20 protein-coding genes and 1 tRNA gene are annotated in these 20,878 nt (G+C 73.7%); 7 read left to right on the top strand and 14 right to left on the bottom strand.

All coding sequences use genetic code 11. From position 1 onward, the window contains the following. Positions 1-107: 107 nt before the first annotated feature. From JUB12_RS15005 to rpmH, 9 genes are all read right to left on the bottom strand, one after another. Positions 108-181, bottom strand: a tRNA-Ile gene (locus tag JUB12_RS15005). Positions 182-234: 53 nt separating this feature from the next. After that, the gene (locus JUB12_RS15000; protein ID WP_241004277.1) at positions 235-1,131 is read right to left on the bottom strand and encodes a ParB/RepB/Spo0J family partition protein; all 897 of its coding nucleotides are present in this window, start codon (positions 1,129-1,131) and stop codon (positions 235-237) included. Then, positions 1,124-1,882 carry a ParA family protein gene (locus JUB12_RS14995; protein WP_205696227.1) on the bottom strand — a complete coding sequence of 253 codons (759 nt, stop codon included), beginning with the start codon at positions 1,880-1,882 and terminating at the stop codon, positions 1,124-1,126. The genes JUB12_RS15000 and JUB12_RS14995 overlap by 8 nt, the downstream gene beginning before the upstream one ends. Before the next feature lie 79 nt (positions 1,883-1,961). Continuing rightward, positions 1,962-2,663, bottom strand: coding sequence for a 16S rRNA (guanine(527)-N(7))-methyltransferase RsmG (gene rsmG, locus JUB12_RS14990; RefSeq protein WP_205696226.1), 702 nt, complete (start codon positions 2,661-2,663; stop codon positions 1,962-1,964). Positions 2,664-2,764: 101 nt separating this feature from the next. Continuing rightward, positions 2,765-3,223: a R3H domain-containing nucleic acid-binding protein gene (locus tag JUB12_RS14985; RefSeq protein ID WP_205696225.1), complete on the bottom strand. Its 459-nt coding sequence runs from the start codon at positions 3,221-3,223 to the stop codon at positions 2,765-2,767. 2 nt (positions 3,224-3,225) lie between these two features. Beyond that, positions 3,226-4,074, bottom strand: coding sequence for a YidC/Oxa1 family membrane protein insertase (locus JUB12_RS14980; RefSeq protein ID WP_205696224.1), 849 nt, complete (start codon positions 4,072-4,074; stop codon positions 3,226-3,228). Then, entirely contained in the window at positions 4,071-4,340 is a 270-nt protein-coding gene (gene yidD, locus JUB12_RS14975) for a membrane protein insertion efficiency factor YidD (RefSeq protein WP_205696223.1), read from the bottom strand. The genes JUB12_RS14980 and yidD overlap by 4 nt, the downstream gene beginning before the upstream one ends. After that, entirely contained in the window at positions 4,337-4,747 is a 411-nt protein-coding gene (rnpA, locus tag JUB12_RS14970) for a ribonuclease P protein component (RefSeq protein ID WP_205696222.1), read from the bottom strand. Before rnpA ends, yidD begins: the two co-directional genes overlap by 4 nt. Positions 4,748-4,752: 5 nt before the next feature. After that, positions 4,753-4,887: a 50S ribosomal protein L34 gene (gene rpmH / locus JUB12_RS14965; RefSeq protein ID WP_205696221.1), complete on the bottom strand. Its 135-nt coding sequence runs from the start codon at positions 4,885-4,887 to the stop codon at positions 4,753-4,755. Between the two features lie 336 nt (positions 4,888-5,223). Between rpmH and dnaA the strand changes: the two genes are divergently transcribed. The 6 genes from dnaA (at position 5,224) to gyrA (ending at position 14,622) form a co-directional block, all read left to right on the top strand. Beyond that, positions 5,224-6,633 (top strand): chromosomal replication initiator protein DnaA, encoded by a 1,410-nt coding sequence (gene dnaA, locus JUB12_RS14960; protein WP_205696220.1) that lies wholly within the window; start codon positions 5,224-5,226, stop codon positions 6,631-6,633. Positions 6,634-6,748: 115 nt separating this feature from the next. After that, positions 6,749-7,864 (top strand): DNA polymerase III subunit beta, encoded by a 1,116-nt coding sequence (gene dnaN, locus JUB12_RS14955; RefSeq protein WP_205696219.1) that lies wholly within the window; start codon positions 6,749-6,751, stop codon positions 7,862-7,864. Between the two features lie 9 nt (positions 7,865-7,873). Beyond that, positions 7,874-8,998, top strand: a complete 1,125-nt coding sequence (locus JUB12_RS14950; RefSeq protein ID WP_205696218.1) for a DNA replication/repair protein RecF — start codon at positions 7,874-7,876, stop codon at positions 8,996-8,998. Then, a complete protein-coding gene (locus JUB12_RS14945) occupies positions 8,999-9,322 on the top strand; it encodes a DciA family protein (RefSeq protein WP_205696217.1) in 324 nt (107 codons plus the stop codon). It abuts the gene before it with no gap. Positions 9,323-9,508: 186 nt separating this feature from the next. Beyond that, positions 9,509-11,950, top strand: a complete 2,442-nt coding sequence (gyrB, locus tag JUB12_RS14940) for a DNA topoisomerase (ATP-hydrolyzing) subunit B (protein ID WP_205696216.1) — start codon at positions 9,509-9,511, stop codon at positions 11,948-11,950. Positions 11,951-11,997: 47 nt separating this feature from the next. Beyond that, complete coding sequence (gene gyrA, locus JUB12_RS14935; RefSeq protein ID WP_205696215.1) at positions 11,998-14,622, top strand: DNA gyrase subunit A; 2,625 nt, start codon at positions 11,998-12,000, stop codon at positions 14,620-14,622. Positions 14,623-14,913: 291 nt separating this feature from the next. Here the strand turns inward: gyrA and JUB12_RS14930 are convergent, their stop codons facing one another. The 5 genes from JUB12_RS14930 to JUB12_RS14910 form a co-directional block, all read right to left on the bottom strand. Further along, the gene (locus tag JUB12_RS14930; RefSeq protein ID WP_241004276.1) at positions 14,914-15,732 is read right to left on the bottom strand and encodes an LLM class flavin-dependent oxidoreductase; all 819 of its coding nucleotides are present in this window, start codon (positions 15,730-15,732) and stop codon (positions 14,914-14,916) included. A gap of 53 nt (positions 15,733-15,785) precedes the next feature. After that, positions 15,786-16,280, bottom strand: a complete 495-nt coding sequence (locus tag JUB12_RS14925) for an HNH endonuclease (RefSeq protein WP_205696214.1) — start codon at positions 16,278-16,280, stop codon at positions 15,786-15,788. Positions 16,281-16,445: 165 nt separating this feature from the next. Next, positions 16,446-17,309, bottom strand: a complete 864-nt coding sequence (gene pheA, locus JUB12_RS14920) for a prephenate dehydratase (protein ID WP_205696213.1) — start codon at positions 17,307-17,309, stop codon at positions 16,446-16,448. Beyond that, positions 17,306-17,833 carry a DUF4446 family protein gene (locus tag JUB12_RS14915; protein ID WP_205696212.1) on the bottom strand — a complete coding sequence of 176 codons (528 nt, stop codon included), beginning with the start codon at positions 17,831-17,833 and terminating at the stop codon, positions 17,306-17,308. The genes pheA and JUB12_RS14915 overlap by 4 nt, the downstream gene beginning before the upstream one ends. Before the next feature lie 58 nt (positions 17,834-17,891). After that, the gene (locus tag JUB12_RS14910; protein ID WP_205696211.1) at positions 17,892-19,025 is read right to left on the bottom strand and encodes a hypothetical protein; all 1,134 of its coding nucleotides are present in this window, start codon (positions 19,023-19,025) and stop codon (positions 17,892-17,894) included. Between the two features lie 131 nt (positions 19,026-19,156). On the opposite strand from JUB12_RS14910, the gene JUB12_RS14905 reads away from it, so the two are divergent. After that, a complete protein-coding gene (locus JUB12_RS14905; protein ID WP_205696210.1) occupies positions 19,157-20,854 on the top strand; it encodes a serine/threonine-protein kinase in 1,698 nt (565 codons plus the stop codon). Positions 20,855-20,878: the final 24 nt, after the last annotated feature.

The raw sequence follows: 20,878 nt of genomic DNA, 5'->3' as shown, positions 1-20,878 counted from the left end.
GGGACCATACCCCTGTGCAGCGCGCTACTCCATCGACCGGACCAGGCGGTCCGGATCCGGATGCCCCTAGGAACGACGAAGGCCCCGCGGTGCGGGGCCTTCCACAGTGGGCGATCCAGGATTCGAACCTGGGACCTCTTCCTTATCAGAGAAGCGCTCTAACCGACTGAGCTAATCGCCCGGGGCGGCGGCCAGTGTAGCGAGCCTGCGCGGGCGGTGGCCCGGTGCACGGGACTAGCCGCGGCGCAGGCGGCGGGCGAGCTCGACGGCCTCGTCGGCGGAGCCGAAGGCGAGCTCGACCTTGTAGCCCGTGCCGCGCGGCTTGACCCGGACGTCGGTGCCCAGCGCGCTGCCGAGGGCGTCGGCGATCTCCTCGGCCGCGGCCGCCTGGTCGGGGTGCACGCGTGCCTTCGCGCCGCCGGCCTTGGCGCCCTCTGCGCCGGGCGCGGCGTTGGCCTGGCGGGCCTGCTCCTCGGTGACCCGGACGCTCCAGCCCTGCTCGACGGCCTCGCGCGCGAGGCGCTTGCGGTCGCGGTGGTCCTCGGCCTGGAGGATCGCGCGGCCGTGGCCCTCGGAGAGGGCGCCCTGCTCGAGGACCTCGAGGACCTCGTCGGGGAGGTCGAGCAGCCGCAGGAGGTTCGAGACCGCGACGCGGCTGCGACCGACGCGCTTGCCGACCTCCTCGCGCGTGAGACCCAGCTCCTCGGTGAGGGCGGCGACGGCGCGCGCCTCCTCGACCGGGTTGAGGTCCTCGCGGGCCATGTTCTCCACGAGCGCCGCCTCGAGGGTCGCGGCATCGTCGCGGTCCTGCACCAGGGCGGGCACGCGGTCGAGCCCGGCGAGCTGCGCCGCCCGCCACCGGCGCTCGCCGGCGACGATCTCGTACGTCCCACCGGCCACGGGGCGGACGAGCACCGGCTGCAGCACGCCGCGCTCGGCCAGCGAGTCGGCCAGCGCCTGGAGCGCGGACTGGTCGAAGCGCTTGCGGGGCTGGCCGGGGTTGGGCTTGACGAGCTCGACCGGCAGCTCGCGCAGCTCGGCGCGGGCCTCGGCGCCCTCCTCCCCCACGGGGGCGCTCGTGGCGAGGATCGCGGCCAGGCCGCGCCCCATGCCGCGCGAGGGGCTAGCCACGGGCGGCCACCTCCTTGGCGAGCTCGAAGTACGCGTCGGCACCGGAGCTCTGCGGATCGTGGTGGATGACCGGGCGACCGAAGCTCGGCGCCTCGGAGATGCGGACGTTGCGCGGAACGACGGTGTCGAAGACGAGGTCCGGGAAGTGCTGGCGGACCTCGCGCTCGACGTCGCGCGCCAGCCGCGTTCGGCCGTCGTGCATCGTGAGGATCATCCCGGCGACGGTGAGCCGCGGGTTCAGCTCGCGCTGCACGAGCGCGAGCGTGTCGAGCAGTCCGGCGAGCCCCTCGAGCGCGAAGTACTCCGTCTGCACCGGCACGATGACCCGGTCGGCCGCCACGAGCGCGTTGACCGTCAGCGGGCCGAGCGACGGCGGGCAGTCCAGCAGGACGTAGGCGAAGCGCTCGCGCAGGGGGGCCAGCGCGTCGGCGAGGCGGCGCTCGGAGCCGGCCTGGCGCGGGAGCTCCACGGTCGCGCCGGCGAGGTCGGGGTGCGCCGGCAGGACCGAGAGGCCCGGGATGGCGGTCTCGCGCAGGGCCTCCTCCACCGCGGCCTCGCCGAGCAGCACGTCGTAGAGGTTGGGCTCGAGGTCCTTCGCGAGCCCCAGCCCGACCGTCGCGTTGGCCTGGGCGTCCACGTCGACGAGCAGCGTCGGGTAGCCGGCCTCGGCGATGCAGGCCGCGACGTTGACCGCGGTCGTGGTCTTGCCGACGCCGCCCTTCTGGTTCGCGATCGCGTACACGGTGCCCATGCGGCGCCGGAAGCTAGCGCCGCAGGCGGTCGGAGTCGCGGCCCGTTTCGGGCCCGAAGCGCAACACTGACCCTCGACCTCAACCCTCCAGTGGCCGTTTGCGGGCCATTCCCTCTCGGCGGGGGAACCTCGACGGCGTCGGTCGCACCTTCGACCAGAGGTGCAGGTGGCGCTCCCCGGCGCTCGGCCAGGGCGAGACGGGCCGGACCGCGACCTCCTCCATGCCGAGGATGGCACCGGCCGCGGACGCCACCCGCTCCTCCTCGGCGTCGCGGCGCGCCTTCCAAGCCAGCAGGTGCCCGCCCTCGCGCAGGAGCGGCGCCGCGTACTCGAGCAGCGCGCCGAGCGGCGCCAGGGCGCGGGCCGTCACGACGTCCTGGGTCCCGATGCCGGCACGCCAGCCCTCCGCGCGGGCGGTCACCACCTCGACGTTCGCCAGCGCGCGCTCAGCCGCTTGGCGCTCGAGCCACGCCGTCTTGCGCGACACGCTCTCCACGAGGGTGACCGTGGTCGCCGGCAGCGCCGCGGCCAGGACCAGGCCAGGGAACCCCGCCCCGCTCCCGATGTCGGCGATGGCCCCTGCGCTGCGCACCTCGTCGAGCTCCAGGGCGACTAGCGAGTCGGCGACGTGGACATCAGCGCCCTCGCGCGGGTCGCGGACCGTCGTGAGCGAGACCGGCTCCACCGCGAGGTCCCGCAGGATCGCCGCCAGCTGGGCTGAGGCAGGGACCGGGAGCCCGTAGGCGGCGGCCAGCTCGTCCAGGCGCTCCTCGGCGGTCATCGCCCGACAGCGTTCCACGTGAAACGCCGGGGACGGGCCTTGGACGACGAACGCCCCGGCCGAAGCCGGGGCGTTCCACGTGAAACGGGTGTCTCCCGCGACTACTTCGCGGGAGCGATGACGAGGTGCCGGTCCGGCTCCTCCCCCTCGGAGTACGTCTCGAGGTCGTCTCGGTCGCGCAGGTGCTCGTGCACGAGCTTGCGCTCGCTGGCCGTCATCGCATCCAGCGCGACGGCGCGGTCGAAGCGCAGCGCCTCGGCGGCAGCCTGGTCGGCCTGCTTCTGCAGCGCCTCGCGGCGACGGGCGCGGTAGCCCGCCGCGTCCACCACGATCCGTCGGCGCGGGGCGGACGGATCGGACAGCAGGATCCGCTGGGCCAGGTGCTGCACCGCCTCGATCGTCGCGCCGTGGCGCCCGATGAAGATCCCGAGGTCGTCGCCCTCGAGCACGCCGACGATCTCCTCGTCGTCGACGTCCACCTGCACCGTCGCCTCGAGGCCCAGGCCTCCGACGACGTGGTCCAGCAGCTCGCGCAGCTGCTCCTCCTGGTGATCGGCCATGCCTAGCGCCTCCGGCCCGAGCGCTGCTTGCGCTTGCGTCGCGGGGGCGGCGGCGGGGCCTTGGCCGAGCCACCGGCGGCGGTCGCCGCGGCAGCGGCCGGGCGCCGGGCGCCACCCCGCGTGGGCTTCTCCGGCTCGTCCGGGATCTCCAGCGGCGGGAGCGTCCCGACGACCCGGCGGATGGTGCGCTGCTGCACGATCGTCCACAGGTTCGTGGTGATCCAGTACATGATCAGGCCGGCCGGGAAGTTGAAGATGAAGAGCGTGAAGAAGAACGGCAGCGCCAGGAAGATGATCTTCTGGTTGCGGTCCGTCGTCGGCGTCATCATCAGCAGCGACGAGAGCAGCTGCGAGCCGACGTACAGCGCGATGAGCGCGATGAGCACGCCCCCGGTCGCCTTGTCGGTGATGTCCGGGATGAAGAGGAAGCCCTCGCCCCAGTCGCCGGGGACCTCGCCGCAGGGCTTGAGCGTCTGCTGGCACATGTCCTCGCGCAGGTCGGTGCGCAGCGCGTAGAACAGCGCGAAGAAGACCGGCAGCTGGGCGAGGAGCGGCAGGCAGGAGGCGAACGGGTTGACCTTGTGCTCCTGGTAGAAGCGCATGGTCTCCTGCTGGAGGCGCTGCTTGTCGTCCTTGTACTTCTCCTGCAGCTTCTTGAGCTCCGGCGCGATGCGCTGGAGCCCCTGCATCGACTTGAACTGCTTCACCGCCAGCGGCACGAGCAGCAGGCGGACGCAGATCGTCAGCAGGATGATCGACAGGCCCCAGCTGATGCCGAGCGTGTCGTGGAAGGCCTTGATGACGGCGTTGAACGCGTCGACCAGCGGCTGGAGGATGTTCGCGAGGATCATGAGTTGGGGAGGTCGGCGGCGCCGGGGCGCGGCCGGAACAGGCGTTGGTCGTCGAGGTGGTCGACTCCGCCGTGGCTCCACGGGTTGCACCGCAGGACCCGCCACGCGGCCAGGACCAGGCCGCGGAGTATGCCGTACCGCTCGATGGCCTGGACGGCGTACTCCGAGCAGCTGGGGTAGTACCGGCAGCGGTTGCCGAGGAGCGGCGAGAGGGCCCGCTGGTACAGGCGGATCGGCGCGACAGCGACGGCCCGCAGGACGCTCACGCCGCGGGGCGCTGGCCCGCGGCCGCCGCGGCCTTGTCGACCAGCTCGGCGAGCTCGCGGCGCAGGCCCTCGAGGCCCTCGCGCTCGGCGAGCTCGAGCGCCTCGGGCCGGGCGACCACGACGACGTCGCTGTCGGCGGGCAGGCGCTCGGACTCCGTCGCGAACGCCTCGCGCAGGAGGCGCTTGACCTTGTTGCGGTCGACGGCACCGCCGACCTTGCGCGAGACGGACAGGCCGAGGCGCGGCGTCGCCTCGAGCGTCCCGGCGTCGCCGCGCGGGAAGGTGTGGAGGACCAGGTGCCGGTTCCCGTAGGAGCGGCCCTGGCGGTAGACCCGCTCGAACTCCGCGCTGCGCGACAGCCGCCCCTTCTTCGGGCGGCGGCCGGACGGACGCGGCAGCCCGGGCACGGGCGCTAGACCGTGAGGCGCTTGCGGCCCTTCGCGCGGCGGCGCTTGAGCGTGAGCTGGCCGGCGCGCGTCTGCATGCGGGCGCGGAAGCCGTGGGTGCGAGCGCGCTTGCGCTTCTTGGGCTGGTAGGTGCGCTTCATGGCAGGTGGTGGCCGTCGTCGGGTCGGACGGCGGCCCGGCATGGTAGCGCGCCGGGCGCCGCGATGCCGTCCTCCACAGGCTCATGCACAGCCACCGGACGGCATCCACAGGGCTGTGGGCGAACCGATTTCCGGCAGATGCGGCAAGTGCGTGCCAGCCACGTCCCCGAGGCCGTCTGAGGCCGTCCGCGCTCTGCTAGGTTCGCTCAACCGCCGCGGGAGGCGACGCCACACCGGCGCCCCCGCAGGCCACCTCCGCACATCGCCGCACCCTCTCCCACCGAGGAGCCGAAGACCCCTGCCGTGACGCCCGACGCCGCTTCAGCCTGGCCGCTCATGCAGGCGGAGCTGCGCCGCCTCGTCGGCGACCGGCAGTTCGACGTCTGGCTCGCGCCGCTGCAGCCGGGCCCGCCGACCGACGACGGGACGCTGCTGCTCCTCGCGCCCGAGGACGTCCGCTCGTGGGTGGCCACCCGCCTCGCGGGGGCGCTGGACCGGGCCGCCGCCGCCGTGCTCGGCCCCGACGTCAAGGTCGCGGTCCAGGCGCTGGACGCGCGCGGCGCGACGCCGGGAGCCACGGCACGGCATGGCACGGCCGGTGCGGGACGCCGGGGCGCCCGCGCCGCCGCTCAGCCGCCCGCCGAGCCCCCGCGCACGCCCGACACGCGCCTCAACCCGCGCTGGACCTTCGAGCAGTTCGTCATCGGCGAGGCCAACCGCTTCGCCCATGCCGCCGCGCTGGCCGTGGCCGAGCTGCCGGGCCAGGCCTACAACCCGCTCTTCCTCCACGGCCCGCCCGGCGTCGGCAAGACGCACCTGCTCCACGCCATCGGCAACTACGTCAAGGCCTACGGCGGCGGGCTCACCGTCCGCTGCACCACCGTCGAGGCCTTCACGAACGACTTCGTCGCCTCGATCCAGCGCGGCGACATGGCCGCCTTCAAGGACCGCTACCGCCGCGCGGACGTCCTGCTCGTCGACGACGTGCAGTTCCTGGCCGAGAAGGTGCGCACGGAGGAGGAGCTCTTCCACACGATCAACGCGCTGCTCGAGGTCGGCAGCCAGCTCGTCCTGACCGCCGACCGGCTGCCCCACGACCTCGAGCGCGTCGAGGAGCGCCTGCGCGAGCGCTTCGCGGCCGGCCTGGTCACCGACATGCGCCCGCCCGACGCCGTCACCCGCCTGGCGGTCCTGCGCAAGCGCGCGCACCACGACGGCGTCGAGGTGGGCGAGGGCGTGCTCGAGCTCCTCGCCGAGCGCATCGCCGGCAACGTGCGCGCGCTGGAAGGCGCGCTCATCCGCGTCGTGGCCTTCGCCTCCCTCCAGGACTGCGACATCGACCTCGCCCTGGCCGAGCGGGTCCTCGAGGGGCTCTACGGGCCCGACCACCGGCCGGGGACGAGCGCCGGCGCTGCCGGCGCGGTCGGCTCGGCCCCCACCATCACCGTCGAGCGCATCCAGGAGCTGACCTGCGAGGCGTTCGGCCTCACGCGCGACGAGCTGCTGTCCACGAGCCGCGCCGCCCGCGTCGCCTGGCCCCGCCAGGTCGCCATGTTCCTCGCGCGCGAGCACACCGCCGAGTCGCTGCCGCGCATCGGGCGCTCCTTCGGCGGGCGCGACCACACGACCGTCCTGCACGCCTGCCGCCGCACCGCGGAGCGCCTGGCCAAGGACCCCGAGGCGCACGACGCCGTTCGGGCCTTGACCGAGGAGCTCCTGCGCCACGGTGCCGACCGGGCCGGATGACACACTCCACCGTCGCGCATGTGCACGACCACCCCGCACCTTCCGGCCTTTCGCGCCGCTGTCCACAAGTGCACAGCCCCTACTCCTCCTTCCTCTCCTGTGAGGTCTTGAAGTCGTGAAGCTCTCGACGTCGAGCGGTGACCTGCTCACCCAGCTGCAGTCCGTCGCGCGGGTCGCGTCGACGCGCAGCGCCGTCCAGGCCCTGTCCGGCGTGCAGGTCGTCGCCACCACCGGCGGCGTGGAGCTCCGCGCCACGGACATGGAGGTCGGCCTGCGCGTCCCGCTCTCGGCCGACGTCGTGCGTGAAGGCACCGTCGTCCTGCCCGCGCGGCTGTTCCTCGACGTCGCGCGCAACCTCAAGGACGTCGGCGGCTCGGTGTCGCTCGAGCTGCGCCCGGAGCAGGGCGACGTGGAGCTCGCCGCCGGCGATGCGCGCTTCGACCTGCGCACGCTGCGCGCCGAGGACTTCCCGACGCTGCCCGAGCCGGGCGGCGACACGGTCGTCACGGTCCCGTCCGCCGCGTTCGTCGAGACGATCGAGAAGGTCTCGCGCTCGGCCTCGCGCGACGAGACGCGGCCGATCCTCACCGGCATCCTCGTCTCCGCCCAGGGCGCCGAGCTGCGGATGGTGGCCACGGACTCCTACCGCCTGTCGGTGAAGGAGACCGCGCTCGAGACGCCGCTCGAGGGCGGCTTCGAGGCCAACGTGCCGGCGCGCGCGCTCGACGAGCTGCGGTCGGTCACCGCGGCCACGGGCGCGGAGGAGATCCGCGTCGGCGTGCGCGCCAACCAGGTCGTCTTCGAGGCCGGCGGCGTCGTGCTCTCCTCGCGCCTCATCGACGGCCAGTTCCCGAACTACCGCCAGCTGCTGCCCGAGGCCTTCGAGCACGAGCTGCGGATCTCCGGCGAGGAGCTGGGCGGCGTCGTGCGCCGCATCTCGCTCATGGCCCAGAAGAACGCGCCGCTGCGGCTGTCGTTCTCCGACGGCGAGCTCGTCGTGTCGGCGCAGACGCCGGACGTCGGAGAGGCACGCGAGCCGCTGCCCGTGCCGTTCCAGGGCGAGGCCTTCGAGATCGGCTTCAACCCGGAGTTCCTGCGCGACGGCCTGGACAGCCTCGGCGGCGACGACCTGCTGCTGAAGCTCATCAGCCCGCTGCGCCCGGGCCTCATCGAGAGCGCCGACGGCAGCGGGTTCCTCTACCTGATCATGCCGATCCGGCTGAACGTCTAGCGCGGGCGCGTGCTGGTCGAGCGGCTCAGGCTCCGGGACTTCCGGACGTACGCGGCCGCGGACGTCGCGCTGGGCCGGGCGCTGACCGTCGTGCACGGCGACAACGGCGCCGGCAAGACGAACCTGCTCGAGGCACTGTACTTCGGCTGCACCGGCCGCTCCTGCCGGACCTCGAACGAGCGCGACGTCGTGCGCTTCGACGCGGGGACGACGCGCGTGGAGGTGACGACGGTCGACGCGGAGGGCGATCGCCACGAGCTCAGCGTCGGCTTCCAGCCGGGCGAGGCCAAGCGGATGAAGGTCGACGGCGCACCGGTGGAGCGGCTGTCGGACTCGCCGGCGCGGCCGCTGGTCTCCGTCTTCCTCCCCGACCGCCTGGAGCTCGTGAAGGGCCCGCCGGCGCTGCGCCGCTCGCACGTCGACCAGCTCGTGGCGGCGCTGTGGCCGGCGCGGTCGGCGACCCGGCGCGCGTACGGCCAGGCGCTCGCGCAGCGCAACGCGCTGGTCGCGCGGGTCCGGGCCGGCCGGTCGAGCGCCAGCGCCCTCGACGCGTGGGACGCGGAGCTCGCGCGCCACGGCATCGCGCTGCGCGACGACCGGGCCAGGGCCCTCGAGGCGGTCGCCGAGCCGTTCGCCGCCGCGGCGCGGGAGCTCGGGCTGCGCGGAGAGGCCCGCGCGCGCCACAAGCCGCGCACGAAGGCCGCGACGCCGGACGAGCTGGCCGCGGAGCTCGCCGAGCGCCGTGCGTCGGACCTCGAGCGCGGCTTCACCCAGCACGGCCCGCACCGCGACGACGTCGCTCTCGAGCGCGACGGGCGCGAGCTGCGCTCGTTCGGCTCCCAGGGCGAGCAGCGCCTGGCGCTCCTCGCCCTGCTGCTCGGCGAGCGCGAGGTGCTGGCCCAGGAGCGGGGCGCTCCGCCGCTCCTGCTGCTCGACGACGTGATGAGCGAGCTCGACGCGGAGCGCCGCGAGCGGCTCGTCGCCCGCCTCGACGACGGCGGGCAGGCGCTCGTCACCACCACCGACCTCGCGCACGTGCCGCATGCGGCCCGCGCGGGCGTCGTGCGGCTCGCGGTGCGCGACGGGGCGGTCCTGGCCTCGGCCGGCGACGACGCGGCGCAGGAGGCCGCCTAGGTGGCCCAGCGGCGTCGTGCGCCCCGGTCGATCGCCTCGGCCGTCGAGGGCCTCGCGGAGCAGCTCGCGCCGGCCACCGGCCTGGCGGCGATCCAGCGGGTGTGGGCCGACGCGGTCGGCGACGCGGTCGCCGCGCAGGCGGAGCCGACCGCCGAGCGCGACGGCGTCGTCACCGTCACCTGCTCGTCGGCGGTGTGGGCGCAGGAGCTCGACCTCATGGCCCCCGAGCTCGTGGTGGCGCTCAACCGGGCGCTCGGCGGCGAGCGGGTGAACCGCCTGCGCTGCCAGGCCGCGCCGGCTCGGTCCTGGGCCAGGAAGGGCTGACGCACCTCCGCCGCGAGGTCGGCGCAGAGCCGTCACACCCCCGTCGCGCGTGCGTGCGCCCTCGCGCGCGTGTGCGCGCGCGGGTAGGGGATGCGCGCTGGTATCCTCAGAGGACCTAGAAGCACGCCCCGGACCGGACCTGCGTGGCCTGGCACCGGGGCGTCTTGACGTAGAGAGGACGCACGCGTGGCCCAGGACGGATCGAACGGCAAGGACCGCGCCCGCGGCTCTGCGGACTACGGCGCCCAGGACATCACCGTCCTGGAGGGCCTGGAGGCGGTCCGCAAGCGCCCGGGCATGTACATCGGCTCCACGGGGATCCGCGGCCTGCACCACCTGGTGTACGAGGTCGTGGACAACTCGGTGGACGAGGCCCTGGCGGGCTTCGCCACGCGGGTCGACGTCGTGATCCACCCCGACAACTCCGTGACGGTCACGGACAACGGCCGCGGCATCCCGGTCGGCACGATGGAGAAGGAGGGCAAGTCCGCCCTCGAGGTCGTGCTCACGGTCCTGCACGCCGGCGGCAAGTTCGGCGAGGGCGGCGGCTACAAGGTCTCCGGCGGCCTGCACGGCGTCGGCGTCTCGGTCGTCAACGCGCTCTCGGAGACGGTCAAGGCCGAGGTGCGCACCGACGGCCACGTGTGGACGCAGGAGTACGACCGCGGCGCCCCGCGCTACGACATCGTCAAGGGCGACCCGCTGCCCAAGGGCGACGAGACCGGCACGTCGATCACCTGGCTGCCCGACGCCGAGGTCTTCGAGACCATCGAGCACGACTTCCAGGTCCTCGAGCAGCGCCTGCGCGAGACGGCCTACCTCACGCGCGGCCTGCGCATCACCATCACCGACGAGCGCGGCGAGGGCCGCCACTCCGACTTCCACTTCGAGGGCGGCATCGAGGACTTCGTCGCCTACCTCAACGAGAACAAGGAGCCGCTGTCGAAGAAGGTCATCTTCTTCGAGGGCGAGTCCGACGAGGGCATGGTCGAGGTGGCCATGCAGTGGAACGGGACCTACCAGGAGTCCGTCCACTCCTTCGCCAACAACATCAACACCCACGAGGGCGGCTCGCACCTCTCCGGCTTCCGCTCCGCGCTCACCCGCACGGTCAACGCCTGGGCCAAGGCGCGCGGCGAGCTCAAGGAGAAGGACGCCAACCTCACCGGCGAGGACATCCGCGAGGGCCTCACGGCGGTCATCTCCGCGAAGCTCGGCGACCCGCAGTTCGAGGGCCAGACGAAGACGAAGCTCGGCAACCCGGGCATGGAGGGCTTCGTCGCCAAGGTCGTCAACGAGAAGCTCGCCGAGTTCCTCGAGGAGAACCCGCAGGACGCCCGCGCGATCGTCCGCAAGGCCGTCCAGGCCTCGCAGGCCCGTGCGGCGGCGCGCAAGGCGCGCGACCTCACGCGGCGCAAGTCCGCGCTGGAGAACTCGACGCTGCCGGGCAAGCTGGCCGACTGCTCCTCCAAGGACCCGTCGCTCTCCGAGATCTTCATCGTGGAGGGCGACTCCGCGGGCGGCTCGGCCAAGCAGGGCCGCGACCGCAACACGCAGGCGGTCCTGCCCCTGCGCGGCAAGATCCTCAACGTCGAGAAGGCGCGCATCGACCGCGTCCTCAAGAACAACGAGATCCAGGCGCTCATCACGGCGCTGGGCACCGGCATCCGCGACGAGTTCGACATCGAGCGCGCCCGCTACCACAAGGTCGTGCTGATGACCGACGCCGACGTCGACGGCGCGCACATCCGCACGCTGGTCCTGACGCTGCTCTACCGCGAGATGCCGCAGCTCATCGAGGCGGGCTACATCTACATCGCCAAGCCGCCGCTCTACAAGCTCAAGCAGGGCCGCAACGAGCGCTACATCGAGAAGGAGTCCGAGCTCGAGGAGGTCCTCCTCTCCGACAAGCTGGAGAAGCTCGAGGTGCTGGACGCCGACGGCCAGCCGTTCAAGCTCACCGAGACGCGCTGGCAGCGCTTCGGCCGGCTGCTCAAGCAGTACGAGGGCTGGGCGTCCTCGCTGCGCGCGGAGCACGGCCACGAGCTCGTGCGCTTCCTCTCGGAGTCCGGCCTGCTGGGCAGCGGCGCGACCGACCGCGCCGGCGCCCTGGCGCACCTGCGCCGCGAGCGCGGCGAGGACGAGCCGTTCCGCATCGAGGTGCTCGACGCCGACGACGACCAGTGGCTGCTCGTCCGCGCGATCGAGACGCGCACCGGCCTCGCGCAGACCCACCGGCTGCGCCACGGCATCTTCGACACGACCGACTACCAGCAGTTCGTGAAGGTCTTCGGCCAGCTCTCCGAGCTCGCCGGCAAGCCGCCGTTCACGGTGGCGCTCAACGACCGCACCGTGCAGGCGCTCTCCTACGAGCAGCTGCGCGACAGCGTGCTCGAGGTGGCGCGGCGCGGCATCAACGTCCAGCGCTTCAAGGGCCTGGGCGAGATGAACGCCGAGCAGCTGCGCGAGACGACGATGGACCCGGCGACGCGGACGCTGCAGCAGGTCTCCGTGGAGGACGCCGCGGAGGCCGACCGCCTCTTCTCGATGCTCATGGGCGACGTGGTCGAACCGCGGCGCGAGTTCATCGAGCAGAACGCCCGCACCGTGGCGAACCTCGATGTGTAGGGCGCGCGGGACGCGCGCGATGACGACGACGACCCAGGAGGGCTGAGATGGCGATCGACGTCATCGGCGGCGGCAACATCGAGCCGCGCACGCTCGAGGACGAGATGCGGACGGCGTACCTGGACTACGCCATGTCCGTCATCGTGGGCCGCGCGCTGCCGGATGTGCGCGACGGCCTCAAGCCCGTGCACCGGCGCGTGCTCTACGCCATGGGCGAGGCCGGCCTCGGGCCGACGCGCCCGTACGTCAAGTGCGCGCGCATCGTCGGCGACGTGATGGGCTCCTACCACCCGCACGGCGACTCGGCGATCTACGACACGCTCGTGCGCATGGCCCAGGACTTCTCCCTGCGCTACCCGCTCGTCGACGGCCAGGGCAACTTCGGCTCGGTCGACGACGACCCGGCCGCGGCCATGCGCTACACGGAGGCCCGCCTCACGCGCCTGGCCATGGAGATGCTCCGTGACCTGGACATGGACACGGTGGACTTCACGCCGAACTACGACGGCTCCAAGCAGGAGCCGGTCGTGCTGCCGGCGCGGTTCCCGAACCTCCTGGTCAACGGGTCGTCGGGCATCGCGGTCGGCATGGCGACGAACATCCCGCCGCACAACCTGCGCGAGGTCGTCAACGCCGTGGTCGCGTTCATCGACGACCAGGACATCTCGGCCGAGCAGCTCATGTCCCACGTGAGTGGTCCGGACTTCCCGACCGGCGGCATCATCATGGGCCGCCAGGGCATCCGCGACGCCTACGAGACGGGCCGCGGTCGCGTCCGCGTCCGCGCCCGGGCCGGCGTGGAGGAGATCCACCAGGGCAAGGACGCGATCATCGTCACCGAGCTGCCCTACGGCGTGAAGAAGGGCGGCGAGGGCGGCCTGATCCAGAAGATCGCCGACCTCGTCCACGAGAAGAAGATCCCCGAGATCTCGGACCTGCGCGACGAGTCCGACCGCCACGGCATGCGCCTGGTGATCGAGCTCAAGCGCGGCGTCGAGCCGAAGATCGTCCTCAACAAGCTCTACAAGCACACGCCGATGCAGTCGACGTTCGGCGTGAACACCGTCGCGCTCGTCGACGGCGTGCCGCGGACGCTGTCGCTGCGCGAGGTCATCCAGGCCTACGTGGCCCACCAGCGCGAGGTCATCGTGCGCCGCTCGAAGTTCGAGCTCGCGCAGAAGGAGGCGCGCCTCCACATCCTCGAGGGCTACCTCATCGCCCTCGACCACCTCGACGAGGTCATCGAGCTCATCCGCGCCTCGCGCGACCGCGACACGGCCCGCACCGCGCTCATCGAGCGCTTCGGCCTGTCGGTCGTCCAGGCGTCGGCGATCCTCGACCTGCGCCTGTCGCAGCTGACGGCGCTGGAGTCCGACTCGATCAAGCAGGAGCACGCCGACGTCGCGGAGCGCATCCGCGAGCTGCGCGAGCTGCTGGGCGACGAGTCGAAGGTCGCCGCGCTGATCAAGGAGGAGCTGGCGGAGGTCGCCGAGCAGTTCGGCGACGAGCGCCGGACCTACATCGCGCCCTCCGAGGACGACCTCGACCTCGAGGACCTCATCCCCGACCAGCCGACCGTCATCACGATCACGAAGACGGGCTACATCAAGCGGCTGCCGCTGGACACGTACCGCAAGCAGCGCCGCGGCGGCGTGGGCGTGACGGGGATGGACATGAAGGACGGCGACTACATCGAGCACCTCTTCGTGTGCTCGTCGCACGACTACCTGCTGTTCTTCTCCAACCGCGGGAAGGTCTACCGCTCCAAGGTCTACGAGCTGCCGGAGGCGCAGCGCACGGCGAAGGGCCGGGCGCTCGTGAACTTCCTGCCGCTGCGCGAGAACGAGCGCATCCAGGCGGTGCTCTCGACGCGCGACTACTCCGAGGCCGACCACCTCATCTTTGCCACGCGCAAGGGCGTCGTGAAGAAGACGGAGTTCGAGCGCTACAACACGCCGATCAAGGCCGACGGCATCATCGCCATCGCCATCCGCGAGGACGACGAGCTGGTGGCCGTCCGCCGGGTGGACGAGGGCGACGAGGTGATCATGGTCTCCCGCGCCGGCCTGGCCGTGCGCTTCGAGGAGGGCGACGCGCGCGCCATGGGCCGCGACACGGGCGGCGTGCGCGGCATGGACGTCGGCGACGGCGAGGTCATCGCCATGGACGTCGCGCGCGACGAGATGGAGCTGCTGGTCGTGACCGAGAACGGCTACGGCAAGCGCACGCAGATCGACCAGTACCGCAAGACGTCACGCGGCGCGAAGGGCGTCAAGACGATCGGCCTGACCGACAAGAAGGGCGGCCTGGCGGGCGCGCTGGTGGTGCGCCCGCACCAGGAGCTCGTCTTCATCTCCCAGAACGGCCTGGTGCAGCGCACCGGCGTGCGCGGCATCTCCCAGCAGGGTCGCGCGGCGACCGGCGTGCGGGTCATGGGCATCCGCGACGACGACCGCGTGAGCGCGGTGGCGCTCGTCGTGGAGAACGACCAGACCGAGGCCGCGGCGGAGGCGGGCGAGCTCGTCGAGGGCTCGGCGGGCGCGGGCGTGGTGCCCGGCGACGTGGTCGACGAGATGCTGGCCTCGGGCGAGGCCCAGGAGGCACCGACCTCCGAGCAGGACGGTCCGGGCGCGCCCCCGGAGAAGCTCGACGAGGGGGACGGGTCGGCCTGAGGACCACGGTCCGCCTCCTGGCACCGGTGACCTGTCGAGTTCCGTCCGAGGCGGTGCTAGATTGGGCTCACCAGAGAAAGGAGGTGGTCCGTATCAGCAGTGACAGTCCTTGTAGGACCCTGGAGGTGGCCGGTCGCTAGATCGGTCGCTGGATCCGCCTAGCGAATCCACACCGGGCCACCCCTCAGCGTGATGCCGGACTTGGTCCTGCCGGCCGCTAGACCGTCGCGCCGAGGTTCACATCCAGTGATGTCGTTCGAAGGGCGCCCCGACCGGGGCGCCCTTCGTCGTTCACGGATGGAAGGTGCCAGGCACCTTCCATGGGCCCGCGTCGATGGTCGCCTCGACGTGCGCGAGCGACGGGGTGCGCCCGAAGTCCACGAGCACCCAGGTCGCGCCCGCCTGCACCCACGGCTCGGGGTCCGCGCCGGGCTCGCGCTCGGCGACGACGTCGAAGCCGTCGAGGCTCCCGCGCTCCTCACGGACGACGTCCAGGAGCTCCTCGAGCCCCTCCGGCCCGGGGAGGTCGATCGGGAAGAGCCCGTCGAAGCGCGCGGCGCGCCGGACCGGCCGGCGGTTGGGGTAGCGGGCCGCGAGCCAGATCGGGATCCGTGGGCGCTGGACGGGGCGGGGCAGGAAGGCGCGGGGCGGGACGCGGAAGTGCTCGCCCTCGTGGCCGGTCGGCTCCCCGCTCCAGCACACCTCGAGGACCGCGAGCGCCTCGTCGAGCAGCGCGGCCCGGGCGCGGTCGTCGGTCTCCTCTCCGAAGCCCGAGAGCTCGCCGCTGGTGTCGCCACCGAGCCCGACGCCCAGGGTGAGCCGCCCGTCGCTGAGCAGGTCGAGCGCCGCGGTCTCGCGGGCGACCTTCCAGGGCCGCCGGCGCGCCAGCGGCGTGACGAGCGGGCCGAGCCGGATCCGCGAGGTGCGCGTCGCCATGGCCGCCATGGCGATCCACGGGTCGAGCACGGCCACGACGGGGTCGCGGTAGATCGTGTGGTCCCACAGGAAGACGCCGTCCCAGCCCCGGTCCTCCGCCCGCGCGGCGAGGTCCGCCAGCAGCCGCGGGTCGGCGAGCTCGTCGAACGGGGCGAGGAAGATGCCGTGGCGCATCCCGCGACCCTACGCCGGGCCGCCGGTGCCCGGCACCGTCGGTCACCGCGGGGCTAGGCCGCCTCGGGCAGCCACTGCCGCCACGACGCGGGGATCCGCGGCGCGGCGACGTGGATGAAGACGTGCGGCTGGGGCGTCGTCGGCGTGCGGCGTGGGTGCATCCCGCTCGGCGAGGGCATCGTGTCCCCCTTGCGGCGGTTGCACGGCGCGCAGGCGGCGACGATGTTGTCCCAGGTCGACGGCCCGCCCTTGGACCGCGGGATGACGTGGTCCACGGTGAGGTTGGCGCGCGAGCCGCAGTACTGGCACGACCAGCCGTCGCGCGCGAAGACCGCCCGCCGCGTGATCTTGCGCTTGTGCGTGTCGCGCGGGACGTGCACGTAGGCGACCAGGCGGATGACCATGGGCTTGGTCATCGAGGCACGCTCGGAGCGCAGCTCCCACGAGGCCTGCTCGACGACCTCCGCCTTCTGCTTGAGCAGCAGGACGACGGCGCGCCGGACCGTGCAGACGTTGATCGGCTCGTACGTCGCGTTCAGGACGAGCACCCGCCCACCATCACGCCCGCGCCGCCGGTGCTCGATCTCCGGCGCGGACCCGACTGGATCTGATGGCAGGGCGGTGGCCATCGGGGCTCTGCGGGGCAGACTAGCAGGGGATTCGGCGCATCCCGAAGCGGGATAACGCCCTGTCAACCTCCGGTTCGAGCCCGGCTATGCGGCGGGGTACGAGCCCAGCACACGGACTTCCTGACAGTGCTGGTGCAGCGCCTCGACGGCGCCGGCGACCGCGGGCTGCGCGGTCGACCCGAGGGCGTCGAGCACGAACAGGTAGTGGCCGAGGCCGACCTTGCGCGGCCGCGACTCGATCTTCGTCAGGCTCACGCCGCGCGACGCGAACTCGTCCAGGCAGCGCACGAGCCAGCCTGGCGTCGCGTCGCCGCCGCCCCAGAAGACGATCGTCGTGCGGTGGCGCGCCCCGGCGGCGGGCTCGCGCAGCGGCGTCCCCGCCCCGGCCGCGTGGCCCACCAGGACGAAGCGCGTCGCGTTGCCGGGGTCGTCCTCGACGTGCTCGGCGAGGACCTCGCCGCCGTAGAGCTCGGCCGCGCGCCGCGTCCCCACGGCCGCCAGGCCGCCGCCCTCGCTCACCGCGCGGTGGACGGCCTCCGCCGTCGAGGTCGCGGCGATCTCGCCCGCGCCCGGCACGACCTCGGCGAGCCGCCGGCGGCACTGCGCCAGCGCCTGCGGGTGCGAGACGACCGCGCGGACGTCGGCCAGCGCGGTGCCCGGCGCGCCGACCAGCGCCTGGGTCACCGGCAGCACGTGCTCACGCAGGACGACGACGTCGCGGACCTCGAGGGCGAGCGCGTCCAGCGTCCCCGTCACCGCGCCCTCCAGCGCGTTCTCGATCGGCACGACGGCCCCGTCGACGGTGCCCGCGTCGACGGCGGCCAGCGCCTCGCGCTCCGTGCGCAACGGCACCGGCTCCACCTCGGCGCCGGTCGCTGCGGCGACCTGCAGGAGCGCCTCCTCGCTGAACGTCCCCGCCGGCCCGAGGAAGCCCCAGCGCGCGCTCATCGGGGAGGCTCGATCGGCGGGGGCGGCTCGCCTGCCAGCGCGACGCGGACCGCCTCCTCCTCCTCGGGCGACAGCTCGATCTCGCCCCGGCCGTCGACGACGTGCTTGGCGTACATCCGCGCCTGGTCGCGATGGTGGATCGAGCTGAGGACGATCCCCGAGCGCGACGTGTCGAGCAGCGCGATCGACGTGGACTGGCGGCCGGACATCTCGTTGTAGGCGTCGTAGCGCACGAGGCCGCGGTAGGCGATCGTCGCGTCGAGGCGGTGCTCGGCGGTGCCCAGGCGCCCGTCGAGCCGCGCGGCGACGTCGGCGACGTAGGCGTGCAGCGCCTCGAACTCGTGCTGGAGGTGCGCGGCGTGCTCGACGAGGTCGCGCGGGTCCTTGCCGCCCAGCACGGCGCGCTGGTCGGCGCGCAGCCGGCGCAGCCGCACCGTCGCGACGACGGCGACCGCGAGCGCGGCCAGCGCGACCGCGCACGCCACGAGGGCGACGGCGCCGGTGGTGGAGCTCAGCTCGTCCACGGACCAGCAAGGTAGCCGCGGCGCCGGGTGGCGCGACGGCTGACCCGCCCCCGCGACCTCAGCGCGTGAAGAGCGCCGTGTAGGTCTGGCGGTTGTTGTCGGTGTTCTCCTCGCCCGGGACCTTGGCGACCGTGACGCGGATGGTCACGGGCTGGCCCACGGGCGGGGCGGTGCCCAGCGGCACCTCGGCCTCGGCGGCCGTGCCGGCGCGCGTGAGCTGCACGCGCTTGCGACGGGTGATCGGGCGTCCGGAGCCGGTCACCTGCACGGTGACCGAGACGTTCTGCTCGTCGTGCTCGCCCTGGTTCTCGAAGGCGACGCGGAAGACGATGTTCGACCCGGCCGGGATGCGGTTGTTGACCTGGCCCGGCTGCAGCGTGACGTCGCCGACGCTGACGCTCGACAGGCCGTGGCCGTGGCGGCCCGGTGCGGGCGCGCGGTTGTCGTTGCCGGTGTCGGCCGCCTCGGCGCCCAGGCGGTCGGCGACCGTCCCCGGCTCGAGCCAGCCGATCGACTGCAGGAAGCGCGACGACGGGATGTTCTGCCCGCCGATCTCCTCGTCGCTGAGGGCCTGCGCGATCAGCGGCTGCACGCGCTGGGAGTAGACGACGTCGGAGGCCAGGAACGCCTGCATCTCGCCGGCCACGCGGCGCACCGCGCGGTCGGCGGTGGCCGGGGTGTCCGAGCCGACGTCGGGCACGAGGCCGGCGATCTCGCCGATCGCGCCCTCGCGGAGGTTCATCACGAGCTCCAGGTTGCGCTGCGCGGCCTGCATCTCGTCGGGCACGTCGAGGCCCTTGACGCGGTCGACGTCCTCCTCGGCGACCAGGCGCACCTGGTTGAGCGTGACCTGCAGGTCCTCCCCGCGGGCGCCGCCGTTGAGCGCGTCGAAGAGCTGGCGCGAGACCTGCGCCGAGTTCTCGACGATGGTCCCGACCTCGCGGTTGTAGTCCTTGAGGGCGTTCTCCTTGGCCGTGTTGAGGCAGCCGCGGATGCCGACGACGAGGAGGATGAGGACGAGGGCGCCGATGCCGAGCGCGACGGCCTGGCGCACGCGCGCGGTCTGCGGGTCCGGGGCGCCGGTGCGCACGGCGCCACCGCCTCCGCCGCCCGCGGTCGCGGGCCGGCGCGGCCGCGGGGGACGCGCCGGGCGCTGGCGGGTGGGCTCGTCGCCCTCGTCGAAGAAGGACACTGTGGGGAAGGCTCCCAGAAGTGGACGGGCCGGCGTGGGCGCCGTCCCGTGGGTGCAAGTTCTGTCCCAGCAGGCACTTTCCTCCACGGCCCGAGAGGACGGAGGTGCTTCGGTGCCGAAAGGCACACGCGGTGGAGACCACCCTGTCCACGCGCGCGGACACCCCGGTCCTCGGCCGCTACCGCCTGCTGGCGCGGCTGGGAGGCGGCGGCTTCGGCGTGGTCTGGCACGCCCACGACGAGAAGCTCGACCGCGAGGTCGCGGTCAAGCGCATCCCGACGGGCGACGCCGACGTCGCCGAGCGCGCCCGCCGCGAGGGCCTCGCCGCCGCCCGCCTGCAGCACCCGGGGATCGTCGCGCTGTACGAGACGGGCGCCGACGACGACGCGGTCTTCCTGGTCTCCGAGCTCGTGCACGGCCGGACGCTGGCCCAGCGCAGCGCCGACGGTGAGCTCAGCGACCGCGACGTCCTGCGCATCGGCGTCGTGCTGTGCGACGCGCTGGCCCACGCCCACCAGCGCGGGGTCGTCCACCGCGACGTCAAGCCGGCCAACGTGATCGTCCCCGACGACGCCCTCGACGACGACGAGGGCCGGGCCAGGGGCCCCGCGGCGAAGCTCACGGACTTCGGCATCGCGCGGCTCGCCGGCGACGACGCGCTGACCCGCACCGGCGACGTGGTCGGCACGCTGGCCTACATGGCGCCCGAGCAGGCCGAGGGCAAGGGTGCCGGCCCCGAGGCCGACCTCTACGCGTTGGGGCTCTGCGTCTACGAGGCGCTGTCCGGCGTCAACCCCGTGCGGGCCAAGGGGGCGACCGCCACCGTGCGCCGCATCGGCCGGCGGCTGCCCGATCTCGGGCGGCTGCGGCGCGACCTCCCGCTCGACCTGTGCGCGGCGATCGACACCGCCGTGGACCCGGACCCCGCCCACCGTGGCACGCTCAAGCAGCTGCGCGGGGCGCTCAACGCCGCGCTGGGCGACGTCGGTGACGAGCCGGGGACCATCGAGGGCTCGCCGCTCGAGCCGCTCGCGCCGGTCCTGGCGCCCCGCCGCACGCCGATCGACGACCGCGGGTGGTCCGCGCTGGGTGCGGCCGCCGCGGTGGGCGCGGCGCTCGCGCTCGGGCCGCAGCCGCCCGCGCCCGCGTGGCAGGGCGCGCTGGTCGCCGCCGTCGCCGTGGCGGCGCTGCCCCGGCTGGGCTGGCTCGCCGCCGCAGCCGCCGTCGTCTCGTGGCTGCTCGCGGAGTCCTCGCTGCTGGGCGGCCTGGCCGCCGCCGCCCTCGTCCCCACCGCCCTGGCGCTGCGCCACGCGCCCCCGCGGCTGTGGTCGCTGCCCGCCGCCGCGCCGGCGCTCGGCGCGCTCGGCCTCGCCGGGGCGTTCCCGGCGCTGGCGGCGCTGGCGCCGAAGGCGACCCACCGGGCGCTGGTCGGCGCCCTCGGGGCCTGGTGGGTGCTGCTCGGCGAGGGGACGACCGCCCGCACGCTGCTGCTCGGTGATCCGCCGGACGCCGCGCCGCCGGCGCCGGCGGGCGACGTCCTGTGGGCCGCCTTGAGCTCCGGCGCCCTGGGCGTGGCGGCGGTGTGGGGCGCGGCGGCCGCCGTCCTGCCGCTGCTCGTGCGCGGCCGCAGCCTCGCGGTCGACGTCGTCCTCGCCACGACCTGGGCGGCGGGGACGGCGGCGTGCACGCAGGCGCTGCTCGACGCGCTCACCTGGTCCGGCGGGCCGACCGCGCCGCGCGGCCTCGTCGCCGGAGCGGTGCTCTGCGGCGCGCTCGCGGTGCTGGTGCGCCGTCACTCGCGGGACCCCCGCGACGTTGACCTGGCGTAGCATGCGCCGCCACACCGTCGCGCC

This window comes from Conexibacter sp. SYSU D00693 (assembly GCF_017084525.1).
GTDB lineage: Bacteria > Actinomycetota > Thermoleophilia > Solirubrobacterales > Solirubrobacteraceae > Baekduia.
Note: the sequence above shows the minus strand (reverse complement) of the source record. Positions and strands in the feature narration are given on the sequence as shown.